At 71.4% G+C, this 16,885-nt stretch carries 17 protein-coding genes; 5 read left to right on the plus strand and 12 right to left on the minus strand.

What is annotated here, in order from left to right:
* Positions 1-565: 565 nt before the first annotated feature.
* A complete protein-coding gene (gene trpS / locus ACWEKM_RS41775; protein WP_451626531.1) occupies positions 566-1,591 on the plus strand; it encodes a tryptophan--tRNA ligase in 1,026 nt (341 codons plus the stop codon).
* Between the two features lie 89 nt (positions 1,592-1,680).
* On the opposite strand, the gene proC is transcribed toward trpS, so the two are convergent.
* From proC to ACWEKM_RS41800, 5 genes are all read right to left on the minus strand, one after another.
* A complete protein-coding gene (gene proC / locus ACWEKM_RS41780) occupies positions 1,681-2,493 on the minus strand; it encodes a pyrroline-5-carboxylate reductase (protein ID WP_451626532.1) in 813 nt (270 codons plus the stop codon).
* 100 nt (positions 2,494-2,593) lie between these two features.
* Positions 2,594-3,367, minus strand: coding sequence for an ABC transporter permease (locus ACWEKM_RS41785; protein ID WP_451626533.1), 774 nt, complete (start codon positions 3,365-3,367; stop codon positions 2,594-2,596).
* Complete coding sequence (locus ACWEKM_RS41790) at positions 3,364-4,164, minus strand: ABC transporter ATP-binding protein (RefSeq protein ID WP_451626534.1); 801 nt, start codon at positions 4,162-4,164, stop codon at positions 3,364-3,366. The genes ACWEKM_RS41785 and ACWEKM_RS41790 overlap by 4 nt, the downstream gene beginning before the upstream one ends.
* Positions 4,165-4,206: 42 nt before the next feature.
* Entirely contained in the window at positions 4,207-4,986 is a 780-nt protein-coding gene (locus tag ACWEKM_RS41795) for a class I SAM-dependent methyltransferase (protein ID WP_451626535.1), read from the minus strand.
* A gap of 114 nt (positions 4,987-5,100) precedes the next feature.
* Positions 5,101-5,328: a hypothetical protein gene (locus ACWEKM_RS41800; RefSeq protein ID WP_451626536.1), complete on the minus strand. Its 228-nt coding sequence runs from the start codon at positions 5,326-5,328 to the stop codon at positions 5,101-5,103.
* A gap of 456 nt (positions 5,329-5,784) precedes the next feature.
* Between ACWEKM_RS41800 and ACWEKM_RS41805 the strand changes: the two genes are divergently transcribed.
* Entirely contained in the window at positions 5,785-6,372 is a 588-nt protein-coding gene (locus tag ACWEKM_RS41805) for an ArsR/SmtB family transcription factor (protein WP_451626537.1), read from the plus strand.
* An 11-nt stretch (positions 6,373-6,383) separates the two neighbouring features.
* Positions 6,384-6,578 (plus strand): hypothetical protein, encoded by a 195-nt coding sequence (locus ACWEKM_RS41810; protein WP_451626538.1) that lies wholly within the window; start codon positions 6,384-6,386, stop codon positions 6,576-6,578.
* A 120-nt stretch (positions 6,579-6,698) separates the two neighbouring features.
* Here ACWEKM_RS41810 and ACWEKM_RS41815 read toward each other — a convergent pair whose 3' ends face one another.
* Both ACWEKM_RS41815 and ACWEKM_RS41820 read right to left on the minus strand, forming a co-directional pair.
* On the minus strand, positions 6,699-7,217 hold the full coding sequence (locus tag ACWEKM_RS41815) for an EamA/RhaT family transporter (RefSeq protein ID WP_451626539.1): 519 nt from the start codon (positions 7,215-7,217) through the stop codon (positions 6,699-6,701).
* A gap of 42 nt (positions 7,218-7,259) precedes the next feature.
* A complete protein-coding gene (locus tag ACWEKM_RS41820; RefSeq protein WP_451626540.1) occupies positions 7,260-7,655 on the minus strand; it encodes an SH3 domain-containing protein in 396 nt (131 codons plus the stop codon).
* A 184-nt stretch (positions 7,656-7,839) separates the two neighbouring features.
* Between ACWEKM_RS41820 and ACWEKM_RS41825 the strand changes: the two genes are divergently transcribed.
* Positions 7,840-10,002 (plus strand): serine/threonine-protein kinase, encoded by a 2,163-nt coding sequence (locus ACWEKM_RS41825; protein ID WP_451626541.1) that lies wholly within the window; start codon positions 7,840-7,842, stop codon positions 10,000-10,002.
* A 51-nt stretch (positions 10,003-10,053) separates the two neighbouring features.
* Here the strand turns inward: ACWEKM_RS41825 and ilvD are convergent, their stop codons facing one another.
* The 4 genes from ilvD to ACWEKM_RS41845 form a co-directional block, all read right to left on the minus strand.
* Positions 10,054-11,907 carry a dihydroxy-acid dehydratase gene (gene ilvD, locus ACWEKM_RS41830; protein WP_451626542.1) on the minus strand — a complete coding sequence of 618 codons (1,854 nt, stop codon included), beginning with the start codon at positions 11,905-11,907 and terminating at the stop codon, positions 10,054-10,056.
* 409 nt (positions 11,908-12,316) lie between these two features.
* A complete protein-coding gene (locus ACWEKM_RS41835) occupies positions 12,317-12,943 on the minus strand; it encodes a TetR/AcrR family transcriptional regulator (protein ID WP_451626543.1) in 627 nt (208 codons plus the stop codon).
* On the minus strand, positions 12,940-13,773 hold the full coding sequence (locus ACWEKM_RS41840) for a sugar phosphate isomerase/epimerase family protein (RefSeq protein ID WP_451626544.1): 834 nt from the start codon (positions 13,771-13,773) through the stop codon (positions 12,940-12,942). Before ACWEKM_RS41840 ends, ACWEKM_RS41835 begins: the two co-directional genes overlap by 4 nt.
* 185 nt (positions 13,774-13,958) lie before the next feature.
* Positions 13,959-14,891, minus strand: coding sequence for a Ppx/GppA phosphatase family protein (locus tag ACWEKM_RS41845; protein WP_451626545.1), 933 nt, complete (start codon positions 14,889-14,891; stop codon positions 13,959-13,961).
* Between the two features lie 72 nt (positions 14,892-14,963).
* On the opposite strand from ACWEKM_RS41845, the gene ACWEKM_RS41850 reads away from it, so the two are divergent.
* The gene (locus ACWEKM_RS41850) at positions 14,964-15,836 is read left to right on the plus strand and encodes a hypothetical protein (protein ID WP_451626546.1); all 873 of its coding nucleotides are present in this window, start codon (positions 14,964-14,966) and stop codon (positions 15,834-15,836) included.
* 184 nt (positions 15,837-16,020) lie between these two features.
* Here the strand turns inward: ACWEKM_RS41850 and ACWEKM_RS41855 are convergent.
* The coding region (locus tag ACWEKM_RS41855; RefSeq protein ID WP_451626547.1) for a BACON domain-containing protein at positions 16,021-16,885 on the minus strand (865 nt) is incomplete at its 5' end.

Genomic DNA, 16,885 nt, shown 5'->3' on the forward strand with positions numbered 1-16,885 from the left:
GGACGCTTCCTTCGTACTCACCCTCTCGGGCTTTCCTCCGGGCGCTTCCCTTCGGTGTTTCCGACTCTATCAGATCCTTTCGGAGCCTGATTCCCGGTCGGCGGGATTTGTCTTCCCGGCCCGCTGGGCCGTTCCGACGAGTGAGACTTTAGCGGATTCCTGGCTCCCGAGCTAATCGGGGTCCTGCGTCTTTCGAACGCGGATTCCTCATTTCGCAAATACGCACACCAAAGCGCACAACGACGAATCGCCGATTGCCGGGTGGTACCTGCGGAATCGCTGTCCGGGGACCGACCGAGGTCGGCGCTCACGTCGGACAACTCGGAGAACACTACGTATCCCCTCGGGGCGTGTCAACTCACGTCTTGGGGACGCCCCGGAGGCGTATGCTCAGCGACGTGATGACGCATACGTGCAACCAGCAGTGGCGGGCCGCCTGACGGCGGCCGTAGTCACGTATGCATCCAACGGCCGCCGCCTCGGCGGCCATTCTCGTATCTCCCTCCAGAACCTCTGAAGGGTCGGCCGCCCGGAGCGGTGGTCCCGACCAGGAGGTGGAGAGGCAATGGCACGAGTCTTCAGCGGGGTCAAGCCGACCGGGCATCTGACGTTGGGCAACTACCTGGGAGCCATGCGGCGGTGGGTCGATGTGGACCAGCACCGGTCCGAGGCCCTGTTCTGCATCGTCGATCTGCACGCGCTGACCGTGGACCACGACCCCGCGCGGGTGCGCCGACTCAGTCGGCAGGCGGCGACGCTGTTGCTGGCCGCCGGGCTGGATCCCGAGCTGTGCACCCTGTTCGTGCAGAGCCACGTCGGAGAGCACACGCGGCTGTCGTACGTGCTGGAGTGCGTGGCGACCGACGGTGAGATGCGGCGCATGATCCAGTACAAGGAGAAGTCCGTGCGGGAGCGCGGGCGGGGCGGGAGCGTGCGGCTGTCGCTGCTGACGTATCCGGCGCTGATGGCGGCGGACATCCTGGCGTACGGGGCCGACGAGGTGCCCGTCGGCGACGACCAGACGCAGCATGTGGAGCTGACGCGGGATCTCGCGGTGCGGTTCAACCAGCGGTACGGGCACACGTTCGTGGTGCCGAAGGCGACGCCCTTGGCTGTCGCCGCCAGGGTGATGAACCTCCAGGATCCGACGTCGAAGATGGGGAAGTCGGATGACTCCGGGCCGGGCATCGTCTATCTGCTCGACGATCCGGACGTGGTGCGCAAGAAGGTGATGCGGGCCGTGACCGACAGCGGGCAGGACGTCGTGTACGACCGGGAGGCGCGGCCGGGGGTGGCGAATCTGCTGGAGATCCTGGCGGCGTGCGCGGGTGGGAACCCGAAGGCGTTGGGCGGTGTATATGAGTCGTACGGCGCCTTGAAGAAGGACACCGCAGAGGCCGTGGTCGAGCTTCTCAGGCCCGTACAGGCCAGGCACAAGGAGTTGTGCGCGGATCCTGCGTATGTGGAGGGGGTGCTGCGGGACGGTGCGGAGAAGGCGCGGGCCATGGCCCGGCCGACGGTCGATGCGGCCTACCGGGCGATCGGGCTGCTGGAACCCGTGTCGGAGCCGGTGCTGAACTCGGCCCGGTAGGCCCGCGAGCCGGTGGCGAGGCGCGGTGCGGGGCGGGGCGGGGGTGCGGGCGCATTGTTGCCTCGCCGCCGAGGCGGGGTTCGGCGGGGTCAGTCCTTCTTGCCGGAGGCCAGTTCGCGGCTGCGGTCGCGGGCGGCTTCGAGGGCGGCGATAAGGGCGGCTCGGACGCCGTGGTTCTCCAGTTCGCGGATGGCGTTGATGGTGGTGCCGGCCGGCGAGGTGACGTTCTCGCGGAGCTTGACGGGGTGCTCTCCGCTGTCGCGGAGCATCACGGCGGCGCCGATCGCCGACTGGACGATGAGGTCATGGGCCTTGTCCCGGGGCAGGCCGAGAAGGATGCCCGCGTCGGTCATGGCTTCGACCAGGTAGAAGAAATACGCCGGGCCGGAGCCGGAGAGGGCGGTGCAGGCGTCCTGCTGGGACTCGGGGACGTGCAGGGTCTTGCCGACGGCACCGAAGATCTCCTCGGCGTGGGCGAGGTGTCCGGCGTTGGCATGGGTGCCCGGGGAGATGACGGACATCGCCTCGTCGACGAGAGCGGGGGTGTTCGTCATGACACGGACGACAGGGGTGCCCGCGGCCAGGCGCTCCTCGAAGAAGGAGGTGGGAATACCGGCTGCGCCGCTGATGATCAGGCGGTCGGCGGGGACGTGCGGGGCGAGTTCGTCCAGCAGGGTGCCCATGTCCTGCGGCTTGACCGTGAGGATCAGGGTGTCGGCGGTCTTGGCTGCCTCGGGGTTGGTGACCGGGGTGACTCCGTAGCGCGCGCGGAGTTCCTCGGCCCGCTCGGGGCGGCGGGCGGTGACGAGCAGGTCGGCGGGGGCCCAGCCGGCTCGGATCATTCCGCTGAGCAGGGCTTCGCCGATCTTGCCGGTGCCGAGGACTGCGACTTTGTGGGTCATGGTGCGGGTGCCCTCCGGGGGGTGCGTCGTCCGGGGTACATCCTCGCACCGGGGTCCGGGGTGTGCGGTCTTGTCCGCTGGGCGGACGCCGGCGGTCGGGTCACACCGTGCGGCGCCGCAGGGTGGCCGCGCCCAGGACCAGGACCAGTACCGCGCAGCCCGCCACGATGAGGACGTCCCTGACGAACGTGCCCGTCGTGTCGGTGTGGTGGAGGACCTCGTTCATGCCGTCGACCGCATAGGACATCGGCAGGACGTCGGAGATGCCCTCAAGGACGGGGTGCATGGTGGAGCGGGGCGCGAAGAGACCGCAGAGGAGGAGCTGGGGGAAGATCACCGCGGGCATGAACTGGACCGCCTGGAACTCCGAGGCGGCGAAGGCCGAGACGAACAGGCCAAGGGCGGTACCGAGCAGGGCGTCCAGGAGGGCGACCAGGAGGAGCAGCCAGGGCGAGCCGATGATGTCCAGACCGAGAAACCAGACCGCGAGGCCGGTGGCCAGTGCCGACTGGATGATCGCGAGGGTGCCGAAGGCGAGGGCGTAGCCGGCGATGAGGTCGCTCTTGCCGAGGGGCATGGCGAGGAGGCGTTCAAGGGTGCCCGAGGTGCGTTCGCGCAGGGTGGCGATGGAGGTGACCAGGAACATCGTGATGAGGGGGAAGATGCCGAGGAGAGAGGCGCCGATGGTGTCGAAGGTGCGCGGGCTGCCGTCGAAGACATAGCGGAGCAGGAAGAGCATCACGCAGGGGACGAGGAGCATCAGCACGATGGTGCGCGGGTCGTGGCGCAGCTGGCGCAGGACCCGGGTCGCGGTGGCGGTGGTACGGAAGAGGTGCGGGGCGCTGGTGGGGGCGGGTGCGGTGGTCGTGCTCATCGGGTTGTCTCCTTGGTGCGGCCGGCCGCGGCCGCCTCGTCCACTAGGTACAGGAAGGCCGCCTCGACGGAGTCCGCTCCGGTGCGGGTGCGGAGGGCTTCGGGGGTGTTGTCAGCGAGGATCTCGCCGTCTCGCATGAGCAGCAGGCGGTGGCAGCGCTCGGCCTCGTCCATGACGTGGGAGGAGACGAGCAGGGTGGCGCCGCGGGTGGCGGCGATGTCATGGAAGAGTGCCCACAGGTCACGGCGCAGGACGGGGTCGAGGCCGACGGTGGGTTCGTCGAGGACCAGCAGTTCGGGGGCGCCGAGCAGGGCCACGGCGAGGGAGACGCGGCTGCGCTGGCCGCCGGAGAGCTGTCCGGCGAGGGCGTCGGCGTAGCCGTTGAGGTCCACGTCGGTGATGGCCCGGGTGACGTCGTGGTGGCGGTGTGCCGCGGCGGCCCGGCCGGGGGTGAGGATCGCCGCGAAGTAGTCGAGGTTCTGGCGGACGGTCAGGTCGTCGTAGACGGAGGGGTGCTGGGTGACATAGCCGATACGGGTGCGCAGGGTGGGGTGGCCGGCGGGGCGGCCGAGGACGTCGAGGGTGCCGGTGACCTTGGCCTGGGTGCCGACGATCGCGCGCATCAGCGTTGACTTGCCGCATCCCGAGGGGCCGAGCAGGCCGGTGATCTGGGCGCGCGGGACGGTGAAGTGGAGGTCGCGCAGGACGGTGCGGGGGCCGCGTTGGACGGTCAGGGCGGCGGCGTGTACGGCGGGTGTTTCGGGCATGCCCGGCGGGCCGGAGACTTTATTCATCACGCGATGAATAATGCTCCCGGCGCCGAGGGCCGTCAAGGGTCGCTAGGTGTTCCGTGCGACCAGCAGTTCCACGTCGTAGACCTCCTCCACGACGCCGTCGGGGAAGGCGGCCAGGAGGTGGGTCCGCTCCTGGGCGAGGAAGGCGGTGGCGCTCTCCGCGCGGTGCGTCAGGAAGATCGAGTGGCTGCCGATGTTGGCCAGATGGGTGTCGAGGGGGACGCGGCGGCTCCAGCGGACCGTGCGATGGACGAAGTCGAGGCGGCCACTGGGGTCGGCGAGTGCGGTGCGGATGCCGTTGCCGTTCTTGGCCACGACCCCGTCGTGGCCGAAGTGGCGCTCGATGCGGTCCGTCTGGGCGTCGATCCAGGGGATGTCGAGGGCGCCGGTGTTCCACCACAGCGCGAGGGCCCCGCCCGGGCGCAGCACCCGCAGTGCCTCCGGCACCGACCGGGCGGGGTCGGTCCAGTGCCAAGCCTGGGCGTAGGTGATCAGGTCGGCGCCGGCGTCGGCCAGGGGCAGGGCGTTGCCGTTGCCCCGGACGATCGGGACGTCGGGGAGGTTGCGGCGGAACTCGGCCGCCATGCCGTCGCCGGTTTCCACCGCGACCACATCGGCACCGCGGGCGCGCAGGAGCGCGGTCGCGATTCCGGTGCCGGCGCCGACGTCCACGGCCCGGGCACCCGCGAGGGGACGGGCGGCGAGTTCCTCGATGGTGTCGAAGAGGGCGGGCGGATAGGAGGGCCGGTTCGCTCCGTACTGCGCCGCGGCGGCGTTGAAGGAGTGGGCCCGGTCGGCGTAGGAGGGCGGGGGCGTAGTGGTCATACGGCCATGGTGGTGCGAGCGGGGCGGGAAGCGACAGCGGAAATCGAGGCGGGGGCGATCTGCCTGGGGACCCTGCGGACCAGCACGCTCCAGGGCCTCCGGGAACCAGCGCGCTCAGGGCTCCGGGGTGTAGCCCATGGTGTCGCTCATGCCGAACGAGTCATGGAACGAGCCATGGATCGGGCGCACCTCGATCGCCACGGCATGGAAGTCATGGAAGTCGAGGACACGTTCGGCGATGGCGCGCGCCCGTTGCGGGCTCGCGCAGTCGATGACTAAGAGCTGCCGGAAAATAACTTGCTGGTTTTGTGACTTGACCTCGCAGCCCAGCAGGCCGCTCACCCACATGTTGTTCTTCTGCAGACCCTAAAAGTGGGCGGTCGGCTGCTCGGTCGACTCGATGAACGGCCCGTCGGTCGCGGCGCAGTGGCCGTTCCCGCGCCACCGGATGGTCGTCGTGCCCTTCGCCCCGTTGGGCCAGGGCCGCCCCGTTCAGCATCTCGCCTGTGCCTTCGGGATCCCGGTGGAGCTCTTCGTGTCCGCGGAACACATCTGGCTCGCTCCTGCGCGGGCATGGCGGAGGTGGCTGCGGGTTCGGGTTCGGGTTCGGGTTCGGCGTACATCAGCGCCATGGACTGAATGCGGCAATGTTCGCCGGGCGGAGGGGCGGCAGGGCAGATCCGTGACGCCGTCGGCCGGTCGTTCCGGTCCGGTGCCGCGAGCCCGTAGCCGGCCTGCAAAGGATCAGTTGCAAAGAAATGGTTGCAACGGATCCTTTGCATAACTACCTTTGTACGCATGGTCGAGCCACCGGAGGACCCACAGGTCCGCAGCCTCGATGCCCGCTCGCTGCGCGGACTCGCGCATCCACTGCGGATGCGGCTGCTGGACGCGCTGCGGCATGGCGGTCCCGCCACCGCGTCCCAACTGGCCGGGAAGCTCGGCGAATCCAGCGGCGCCACCAGCTACCACCTGCGTCAGCTCGCCGCGCACGGCTTCATCGAGGACGCGCCGGAGCGCGGCAAGGGGCGGGAGCGGTGGTGGCAGGCGGTCCACAGGGGCGTGCGCCTCGACTCGGCGCTGCTCAGGGACAGCAACCCCGAGGTGCGCGGGTCCGCCGACCTGTTCATGCACGAGCTGGCGACCTGGCACACCCAGGAGTTGGCGACCTGGCTCGGCACCCGCGACGAATGGTCCGAAGCGTGGAACCGCTCCTCGGACATGAGCGACTGGGCGTTGAGCCTCACGCCCGAACTCGCCCTCGAACTCATCCACAAGATGCACGACCTCGTGGAGAGCTACCGCGCACTGGCCGACGACGACGGCGCCCCGGACAGCGAGCAAGTGCGCGTCCACACGCATGTCTTTCCCCGCCACACGGACTGAGAGGCCGCCCGATGCATGCCGAGACCCACCTCGCTCTGCACCACATCCGCGCCGCCGAACTCCATGGCGAAGCCGACGCGTACCGCCTCGCCGCCCTGGCCCGGCGTCCCCGGGACCTGCGGGCCCGTCTCGGCTGGACCCTTGTCGAGATCGGCCTGCGGCTGGCCGCCACCCCCAGGTCGGCGGCCACTGTCCCGTCCGGTTGACCGGCCCACGGTTCGCCTCGCAGCGGACAGCCAATCTGCCCGTAGCGGACAGCGAGTCTGTCTGTCGTACTTCGTGCGTACTCCGTGGTGGCGGCGCCGGAATGGTCCGCGACCGGGCCCTCAGCGGCGGCGCTTCTTCTTGGCGGGGTTGCCGGTGCGGCGGGCCGTGCGGCGTTCGTGCTCGGTGCGGGCCTCCTCGTACTCCGCGCGGTGGAGCTTCTCGCCGGGGGCCTCGATGAGGGAGCGGAAGAAGTACGCGAGAAGAGAGCCGACGAAGCCGATGGCCAGCAGGCCGCGGAGGGATGCCTGGCGGTCGGGGTCGGGGTGCTTGCCGAAGCGGTCCCAGGTGTTGCGGAAGGCCAGCGCGCTACAGATCGCGAACATCGCCACGACCAGCACGGTCACGAAGGAGCCCGGACCGGCGATCTGCAGGCCCTGGTAGGCGAAGCGGAGGATCAGGCAGGAGACCACCGCCGCCCCGAGCGAGCCCACGGCCACACCGGCGCGGCGGGCCGCGTAGCCGTCGTCGTGGTTCACCCAGGACGTGCCGAAGAAGCGGAGGGGCTCGGGGCGGGGGCCGCTCGGCCCGCCGCCGGCGGAGCCCGCGGAGGTGTCCGGGGTGCCGGGTTCGTCGCTCACGGGACGATTATCGCGCCGGAGGTCCGCGGGCTCCTGAGTGGGTCAGGCGCAGCGTGAGGCTACGTAGCCGTCGCTGCCCGTGTACACATAGGCGTCGGAGACGTACTCGCCGTTGTCGATGTTGTCCCAGATGTTCGTGGTGCCGTAGGGGCCGGTGACCGTCGTGCCGGGCGTCTGGCAGAAGATCGGGACGCGGGTGTCGGCCGGGAGGACCCGGACGATGCCGTAGTTGGTGCCGGGGCCGTTGCGGACGTTCAGCCGGACGCCCGGGGCGGTCGGATAGGTGAGCACCGTGGTCGCCGCCGCGACGGTCTCGGCTTCGACCTCGACACCGCGCTCGGCTGCTTCGGTTGCTTCAGTCACTTCGGCCGCTTTTGTGTTGTTCGTCTCTTTCGTGTCGTCAGTTTCTTCCGTCGGTTCCACACGGTCGACAGACATGAACAGACCTCCCCCCGTCAGACCCCATGACCTCCATGGGGTCCCGTTGATTCCCCTGATTCGAGCCACGAAACACCCGGGCGCGAATCGCTTGCGGAGGCTAGCAAGTCGGCTCTGTATCGCACGAGTCATCGACTAGGCTCCGAGCGTCGCGCGCGCGGACGAACAGCACGGGGGTGGTTCCATGGCGCCACAGAGGAACACCGGAGCGGGCGCGGAAGCGGAACTTCCCGAGTACGCCGGTCATTACCGCCTGGAGGCACGCCTCGGGTCAGGTGGCATGGGTGTGGTGCACCTGGCCCGCAGCACCTCGGGACGGAAGCTCGCCGTGAAGGTCGTGCATGCCGAGTTCGCCAAGGACCGCGAGTTCAGGGGGCGTTTCCGGCAGGAGGTGGCCGCCGCCCGGCGGGTGAGCGGTGCCTTCACCGCGCCGGTCGTCGACGCGGATCCGGAGGCCGAACGGCCCTGGATGGCCACGCTGTTCATTCCGGGTCCGACGCTCGCCGATCAGGTGAAGCGGAACGGCCCCATGGAGTCCGCGCAGCTGCGCCGGCTGATGGCCGGACTCGCGGAGGCGCTGCGCGACATCCATCGGGTCGGGGTGGTGCACCGCGATCTGAAGCCGAGCAACGTCCTGCTCGCCGAGGACGGTCCGAAGGTCATCGACTTCGGAATCTCGCGGCCGAAAGACAGCGAACTGCGCACCGAGACCGGCAAGTTGATCGGTACGCCGCCCTTCATGGCGCCCGAGCAGTTCCGGCGGCCCCGCGAAGTCGGGCCCGCCGCCGACATCTTCACGCTGGGTTCGGTGCTGGTGCACGCGGCGACCGGGCGCGGCCCGTTCGACTCGGACAGCCCGTACGTGGTGGCCTACCAGGTCGTCCACGACGAACCGGATCTGACCGGGGTGCCGGGGGACCTGGCCCCGCTGATGCTGCGCTGTCTCGCCAAGGAGCCGGAGGACCGGCCGACGCCCGACGAGCTGATGCGGGAACTGCGGTCGGTGGCGGCCTCGTACGACACTCGGGCGTTCATACCGTCTCAGCGGGCGCGTGCGGACGACTCGCCGACGGACGGCCCGGATCGGGCGGCCTCCGAGCCGGGCGACCCCTGGGGCCCGCGGACCGGCACGCCGCAGGAGCCCGCGCAGGCCGCGCAGGCGCCCCGGGGTCCGCGGGCGTGGCTCGGCAAGCGGTCGGCGATCGTGGGCGGTTCGCTCGCCCTCGCCCTGTGCGCTGTGCTCGCGTCGGTGCTGTGGCTCGGCGACGGTCCGCCGGAGCCGGTGGGCGCCACGGCCCGGAACACCGCGCCGGAGTTCCGGGCCTGGCGCGCCAAGCCGGTCGGCAAGGGCTCCGGGATGCCCCAGTGCGCCTACGGCGGCGGCAAGGTGCTGTGCTTCCGCTCAGGCCTGGCCTATGCCCTCGACCCGGCGGACGGGTCCCTGCGGTGGCGGCACTCCGTCGCCGGGGAGCGGGCGAGCGTCGCGCCGGGGCTGTCGGGCGGGCTTCTGCAGTTGCCGACGAGCGGGGGCGGGCGGGTGGAGGCGGTCGACCCGGCCTCCGGCACGACGCGCTGGACACGGGAGATGCCGGGGCAGGCGGCGCCGCGCTTCGCCGGCGGGATGCTCCTCGTCACCGGCGCCGACGGATCGGTCACCGGCGTGGACGGACTGACGGGCGACACCAAGTGGACCCGGCGGATCTCCGGGGCCGCCACGCCGTCCCTGGCCTGGTTCGCGGGTGACTCGTCGACGTATGCGACCAGTTCCGAGGACGGGACGCACACGCGCGTGACCGCCGTGGATCCCGTGACGGGCATCGAGCGCTGGCATGCGCGGCTGGCGGGGAACCTGAAGCCCGTCGGCAGTCAGGGCGGCTCCCTGTTCCTGCTGTCCGTGGACGGCGCCACCGGCGAGACGGACGAAGTGGTGCGTTACACGCCGGCCTCGGGGGCCGAGCGCCGGGTGCCGCTGCCGGTGCCGCGCCTGGCTTCGCAGGCCACCGTGCGCGGCGACGACGTGTACCTGCTGTCCAGCGGCGGTGCGCTGGAGGCCGTCGACATGGCCGGCGGCGAGTGGCGGTGGCATCTCGAAACGTCCGTGAGTCGTGGCTCGGCGCCCGTCGCCGACGGCGGCCAGGTGTACTTCAGCGCCGCCGACGGGCGGCTGCTCGCGGTCGACGCCCGCGACGGCCGCCTGGTGGGGCAGACCCCGCCGCGGCTCGGCACCAACTCGGACGAGGTCACGGCCACGCTCCCGGCCCCCCTGCTCATCGACGGCCGCCTCTACGCCGGCGCCCCCGACGGTACGGTCTTCGCCGTGGCCGCGCGCGACCCCGGGGCCTGGTGACCTGCTTCGGGGCCGCCCCTGCCCGCGGCGGCCCCGGAGCGCGCGGGGGACTCAGCCCAGCTTGCTGACGTCCCGGACGGCGCCCTTGTCCGCGCTGGTGGCCATCGCCGCGTACGCCCGCAGGGCCGTCGAGACCTTGCGGTCGCGGTTCTTCGGGGCGTAGACGCCGTTCAGCGCCTGCTCGCGGCGTGCCAGCTCGGCCTCGTCGACCAGCAGCTCGATGCCGCGGTTCGGGATGTCGATGCGGATTCGGTCGCCGTCCTGGACCAGGGCGATGATGCCGCCGGACGCGGCCTCGGGGGACGCGTGGCCGATGGACAGGCCGGAGGTGCCGCCGGAGAAGCGGCCGTCGGTGATCAGCGCGCAGCTCTTGCCCAGACCGCGGCCCTTGAGGAAGGACGTCGGGTACAGCATCTCCTGCATGCCGGGGCCGCCCTTGGGGCCCTCGTAGCGGATGACGACGACATCGCCCTCGGTGACCTGCTTGCCCAGGATCTTCTCGACGGCCTCGTCCTGCGACTCGCAGACCACCGCCGGGCCCTCGAAGGTCCAGATGGACTCGTCGACGCCGGCCGTCTTCACCACACAGCCGTCGACGGCCAGGTTGCCCCGCAGGACGGCCAGGCCGCCGTCCTTGGAGTAGGCGTGCTCGGCGGAGCGGATGCAGCCGTTCTCGGCGTCCTCGTCCAGCGCCTCCCAGCGCTCCGACTGGGAGAACGCCTCCGCCGAGCGGACGCAGCCGGGGGCCGCGTGCCACAGCTCCACGGCCTGCGGGGACGGGGAGCCGCCGCGCACGTCCCAGGTCTTCAGCCAGTCCGCCAGGGACGGGCTGTGGACCGCGTGCACGTCCTCGTTGAGCAGACCGGCGCGGTGCAGCTCGCCGAGCAGGGCGGGGATGCCGCCGGCGCGGTGCACGTCCTCCATGTAGTACGTGCGGTTCTTGGCGACGTTGGGCGCGACCTTGGCCAGGCAGGGGACCCGGCGGGAGACGGCGTCGATCTGCTCCAGGCCGAACGGGACGCCCGCCTCCTGGGCCGCCGCCAGCAGATGCAGGATCGTGTTGGTCGAGCCGCCCATGGCGATGTCCAGGGCCATCGCGTTCTCGAAGGCGGCGAACGAGGCGATGTTGCGGGGCAGGACCGTCTCGTCGTCCTGCTCGTAGTAGCGGCGGGTGATGTCCATCACCGTGCGGGCCGCGTCCTCGTAGAGCCTGCGGCGGGCCGTGTGCGTGGCCAGGACCGAGCCGTTGCCGGGCAGGGACAGGCCGATCGCCTCGGTGAGGCAGTTCATCGAGTTGGCGGTGAACATGCCGGAGCAGGAGCCGCAGGTCGGGCAGGCGTTCTCCTCGATGCGGAGGATGTCCTCGTCGGAGACCTTGTCGTTGGCGGCCTCGGCGATCGCGTCGATCAGGTCCAGCGTGCGGACCGTGCCGTCGACCAGGGTGGCCCGGCCGGCCTCCATCGGGCCGCCGGAGACGAAGACCGCGGGGATGTTCAGGCGCAGCGCGGCCATCAGCATGCCCGGGGTGATCTTGTCGCAGTTGGAGATGCAGACCAGGGCGTCGGCGCAGTGCGCCTCGGCCATGTACTCCACGCTGTCCGCGATCAGGTCGCGGGAGGGCAGGGAGTACAGCATGCCGCCGTGGCCCATCGCGATGCCGTCGTCGACGGCGATGGTGTTGAACTCGCGCGGGATGCCGCCCGCTTCCCGGATCGCCTCGCTGACGATCCGGCCGACCGGCTGCAGATGGGTGTGGCCGGGCACGAACTCGGTGAAGCTGTTGGCGACCGCGATGACCGGCTTCCGGCCGATGTCCGCACCGGGTACACCGGAGGCGCGCATCAGGGCGCGGGCGCCCGCCATGTTGCGGCCGTGGGTGACTGTGCGGGACCTCAGCTCGGGCATCGTCGCTCGCTCCTTCGAAGACCTTCTGCCAGACAGTTCTGACCCGGTCGAGCCTACGCCGGTCATCCAGGGATCAGGACGAAGGTCCGGAATGCGGGATCCCGGTCCCGGGAGCCCGGTCTCGGGATCCCGGCCCGCCCACGGTCAGGCGGCCGAGCGTCTCGGCCTCGCCACGGGCTCCGCCGTGCGCACCCTGGTGACGTCGAGGGAGGTGGCCCTGGCCCACCGCGCCGGTCGAACGCGTCTCGATCCGCGATCACTCGATCCGCGATCAGCTGCCCGGTACGGTCACCGACATCGCCGTCAGGGTCGGGGGCGGGGTCGGGGTCGGCGACGCGATGGCCGCCGCGAAGCTCGCGGTCGAGGGCGGCCCCGGCGTCCGGCCCGGGAGGCCGGACTCCCGCGGGCCTCACGCTCCGGTGAGATGACGCTGCACCACCGGCGCCGCCCGCGCGATGATCTGCTCCAGGTCGGCCGAGGCCAGCGGCTCCATCTTGATCACGTACCGCAGAATGGCGCACCCCATCAACTGCGCGGCCGCCAGCTCGGCGCGCAGCTCGGCGTCCGGCGGCTTCAGCTGTCCCGCGATGCGGCGCAGCAGCTGGCTCGCGATCAGGCGGCGCAGAACGGCGGCCGCGGTCTCGTTGTTGACGGCGGAGCGCACGATCGCCAGCAGGGGCGCCCGGGTGGTGGGGTTCTCCCAGATGCCGAAGAAGAAGCGGGTCAGCCGCTCGCCAGCGCCGTCCAGCGGGCCGGTGCCCACGGTGTCCGGGGCGTTCAGCGCGGGCGCGAAGGCGACCGCGACGGCCGCCTCGAAGACCTGTTCCTTGGTGCCGAAGTAGTGGTGGACGAGCGCCGAGTCCACGCCCGCCGCCTTCGCGATGCCGCGTACGGACGTCTTCTCGTAGCCGCGCTCGGAGAACTCCTCGCGGGCCACGGTCAGGATGCGGTCGCGGGTGTCGCCCGACTCGGTGCGCGGGGGCCGGCCACGGCGGCGGGCGGGCGTGCCCTCCCGGTCCGGGGTGCTGCCGCTCACCGTCGGGGCACTTTCACCGCGGAGGCGAGGTGGAGACGGGTGAAGGCCAGCGCCTCCGCCAGGTCCGCCTCGCGTTCGGCGCCGGACATGGCCCGCCGCGTGTTGACCTCGATGACGACGTGGCCGTCGTAGCCGCCCTGCGCGAGCCGTTCCAGCAGCTCGGCACAGGGCTGGCCGCCGCGGCCGGGAACCAGGTGCTCGTCCTTGCCCGATCCCCTGCCGTCGGCGAGATGGACATGGCCCAGGCGGGCGCCCATCCGGTCGATCATGTGCAGGGCGTCCGCGCGTGCGGTGGCCGTGTGGCTGAGGTCGATCGTGAAGTGGCGGTAGTCGTCCTTGGTGACGTCCCAGTCGGGGGCGTACGCCAGCATCTCGCGGTCGCGGTAGCGCCAGGGGTACATGTTCTCGACGGCGAACCGTACGTCCGTCTCGTTCGCCATCCGCCAGACCCCGGCGACGAAGTCACGGGCGTACTGCCGCTGCCAGCGGAACGGCGGGTGGACGACGACCGTCCCGGCGCCGAGCCGCTCGGCGGCGGCGCGGGCGCGTTGCAGCTTGGCCCAGGGGTCGGTGGACCACACTCGCTGGGTGATCAGCAGACAGGGCGCGTGCACGGCCAGGATCGGGATGCGGTGGTGGTCCGACAGCCGCCGCAGCGCCTCGATGTCCTGGCTGACCGGGTCCGTCCACACCATGACCTCGACGCCGTCGTAGCCGAGACGTGCGGCGATCTCGAAGGCCGTCGCCGTCGACTCCGGGTAGACGGAGGCCGTCGACAGGGCGACCTTCGCATCCGGGATGCGGACGGGGAGGTCCCTTGGTTCAGCCACGAAGGACAGGGTACGGGGGGCGTTGGTTCGGATGCCGGACGCCCCGTGCGCCGTTTCGGCCGTTCCCCGTGGGCGGGGGCGGGCCACGGGAGACCCATCGCACACCTCCGCTTCCGCTGTTCCCTGTGGGCGAGCGCGGGTCGCGGGAGACCCGTCACGCACCTCCGCGCGCCGCTGTGGGACGCTCACGGCGATCCCATGTGGTCCAGGCGGCGCAGGATCACGCCCTCCCGCAGAGCCCAGGGGCAGATCTCCAGGTTCTCCACGCCGAACAGGTCCATCGCGCCCTCCGCGACCAGGGCACCGGCGAGGAGCTGTGCGGAGCGGCCCTCGGAGACACCGGGGAGTTCGGCGCGCTGCTCGGCGCTCATACCGGCGAGTCGGGGCACCCATGCCTCCAGGGACTCCCGCTTGAGCTCGCGCTGGACGTACAGGCCCTCGGCGGACCGTGCGGCGCCCGCGATACGGGCCAGCTGTCTGAAGGTCTTGGAGGTGGCGACCACATGGTCGGGCGATCCGAAACGGCTGAACTCCCCCACCGTACGGGCGATCTCGGCCCGGACATGTCGGCGCAGGGCTCTTATCTCCTCGGGGGCGGGCGGGTCGCCGGGCAGCCAGCCGACGGTCAGCCGGCCGGCGCCCAGCGGCAGCGAGACGGCCGCGTCGGGTTCCTCGTCGATGCCATAGGCGATCTCCAGCGAGCCGCCGCCGATGTCCAGGACCAGCAGCTTCCCGGCCGACCAGCCGAACCAGCGGCGGGCGGCGAGAAAGGTGAGCCGGGCCTCCTCGGCACCGCTGAGCACCTGCAGTTCGACGCCGGTCTCGGCCCGCACGCGCGCGAGGACGTCATCGGCGTTGCCGGCCTCGCGCACGGCGGAGGTCGCGAAGGTCAGCAGGTCCTCGACGCCCTTGTCCTCGGCGGCCTGGAGGGCGTCGTGGACGACCGCGATCAGCCGGTCGACCCCGTCGGGGCCGATCGCCCCGTCCGCGTCCAGGAGTTCGGTGAGCCGCAGCTCCGCCTTGTGCGAATGCGCGGGCAGCGGACGCGCCCCCGGGTGGGCGTCCACCACCAGCAGATGCACCGTGTTCGATCCAACGTCCAGGACACCGAGTCTCATGTACGGAACGCTACTGCCACCTGGGCCGTCGCCCCGTCCCCGGAGCGGGCCGGGGCGGCATACTCTGGACGGGTGCCAAAGACGAAAAAGGCGAAGGACCACAAGGATGCCAAATCCTCCCGCGGTTCTTCGCGGGTGAATTCATCGAAGACGGCGAAGAAGGCGAAGAACGGGGCAGCCTCCGAAGCCGACGAGAAGGGGCTCGACTTCGCGCGCGCGTGGGTGGAGTTTCCCGATCCGGCGGACGACGAGCAGGTCTTCCGGTGCGATCTGACCTGGCTGACCTCTCGGTGGAACTGCATCTTCGGCAGCGGCTGCCAGGGCATCCAGGCGGGCCGCGCGGACGACGGGTGCTGCACGCTGGGCGCGCACTTCTCCGACGAGGACGACGAGAAGCGGGTCGCCGAGCATGTGGCGCGGCTCACGCCGGAGATCTGGCAGCACCACGACGAGGGCATGGAGCACGGCTGGGTCGCGGAGGACGACGAGGGCTCCCGGCAGACCCGCCCGTACCAGGGGTCGTGCATCTTCCAGAACCGGCCCGGCTTCCCGGGCGGCGCGGGCTGCTCGCTGCACATCCTCGCCCTGAAGGAGGATCGGGAGCCGCTGGAGACCAAGCCGGACGTGTGCTGGCAGCTGCCGATCCGGCGGACGTACGACTGGATCGACCGCCCCGACGACACGCGGATCCTCCAGGTGTCGATCGGCGAGTACGACCGCCGGGGCTGGGGGCCGGGCGGGCACGACCTGCACTGGTGGTGCACGTCGGCGACCTCGGCGCACGGCGCGGGCGAGCCGGTGTACGTCTCCTACCGGGCCGAGCTGACCGAGCTGATGGGCAAGGCGGGCTACGACCGGCTGGTCGAGCTGTGCGAGGAGCGGCTGGCGTCGAACCTGCCCCTGCTGGCCCCGCACCCGGCGGACCCCATGGACCGGACGCACTGACACACGGTCCTATCGGCGGGCCGATCCGCGGTCCTCATCGGCGGGCCGATCCGTCGGCCTGACCATGCCGACGACGCGCACCGTGGGCCTCGTCGCGCGCTGTGGGTCTCGTCGCGCGCTGTGGGTCTCGTCGGCGTTCGCTCGCCGGGACCGCCGTGGTGCCGTAGCCCTGCTGCGGGTGGGGTCAGCTGTCCGAGGGGCTCGGGGTGGGGGCGTCGGTGGGGGTTGGGGTCGAGGACGGAGGGTCGGACGGGGACGGGGCCGTGGGGGTCGGCGTCGGGTCGGTAGGGGTGGGCGAGGCGCTGGTCGGCGGGTCGGTGGGGGCCGATGTCGGGGGCGTGGGGTCCGGTGTGCCGGCGGTGGGGCGTCCGTCCGGGTCGGAGGGGTGGCTGGAGGCGGTGCCGTACCCCCGGATGGAGACGACGGCGCCCGCGGGTGCCACCGCCACCCGCGCGGTCCAGAACCCGGACGGCTCGCGCAGAGGGTCGACGTACACCCTGATCGTCAACGATTCGCCCGGCCGGAGCGTTCCCGAGGCTCGGCTGAGGTAAAGCCAGCCGGCCGGGGTGGACGCCGACCAGTGGACGGGCGAGGGACCGGAGGCGGTGAGGGTGACGAAGGTGGTCTCGCCGCTCGTGCGGGCGGACACCTCCAGGTGCCCCGCGTCCTTCTTCCCGGTCCCGGCGACGCTGATGACCTCCACGGAGACATCGGGCGCCGCGCCGTCCTTCAGGAAACGGGCGCCGGGCTTGATGCCGGCGTTGCCGGTGTTCTCGTAGTCGCCGGTCGTGTCGTCGTGGCGGCCGCCGTGGTCGTGTGCCTCCTGCGCGGTGGCGGCGGGGCCGTCCCCGCCCTCGTCGGCCGACGAACCCCGGTAGGCGGCCCACAGGGCGAGTACGGGGGCGGCGACGACCGTGGCCACGACGGTCGTCGTGACGGCACGCGCGCGGAGCCGGTCGCGGCGGGCCGCCCGGTCCTTGGGGTCCATCGGAAAACCACGCCGGTCGAAGCGCGGCACGGCGGCGCCCCGCGCGCGCGGATGGTGCGCC

The organism is Streptomyces sp. NPDC004752, assembly GCF_053601275.1.

What these genes read in the sequence shown, in the direction of transcription:
- ACWEKM_RS41825 (WP_451626541.1), top strand. Translation starts at nt 7,840, where the DNA reads ATGGCGCCACAGAGGAACACCGGAGCGGGCGCGGAAGCGGAACTTCCC.
- ACWEKM_RS41845 (WP_451626545.1), bottom strand. Translation starts at nt 14,891, where the DNA reads ATGAGACTCGGTGTCCTGGACGTTGGATCGAACACGGTGCATCTGCTG.
- ACWEKM_RS41810 (WP_451626538.1), top strand. Translation starts at nt 6,384, where the DNA reads ATGCATGCCGAGACCCACCTCGCTCTGCACCACATCCGCGCCGCCGAA.
- ACWEKM_RS41795 (WP_451626535.1), bottom strand. Translation starts at nt 4,986, where the DNA reads ATGACCACTACGCCCCCGCCCTCCTACGCCGACCGGGCCCACTCCTTC.
- ilvD (WP_451626542.1), bottom strand. Translation starts at nt 11,907, where the DNA reads ATGCCCGAGCTGAGGTCCCGCACAGTCACCCACGGCCGCAACATGGCG.
- ACWEKM_RS41785 (WP_451626533.1), bottom strand. Translation starts at nt 3,367, where the DNA reads ATGAGCACGACCACCGCACCCGCCCCCACCAGCGCCCCGCACCTCTTC.
- proC (WP_451626532.1), bottom strand. Translation starts at nt 2,493, where the DNA reads ATGACCCACAAAGTCGCAGTCCTCGGCACCGGCAAGATCGGCGAAGCC.
- ACWEKM_RS41820 (WP_451626540.1), bottom strand. Translation starts at nt 7,655, where the DNA reads ATGTCTGTCGACCGTGTGGAACCGACGGAAGAAACTGACGACACGAAA.
- ACWEKM_RS41805 (WP_451626537.1), top strand. Translation starts at nt 5,785, where the DNA reads ATGGTCGAGCCACCGGAGGACCCACAGGTCCGCAGCCTCGATGCCCGC.
- trpS (WP_451626531.1), top strand. Translation starts at nt 566, where the DNA reads ATGGCACGAGTCTTCAGCGGGGTCAAGCCGACCGGGCATCTGACGTTG.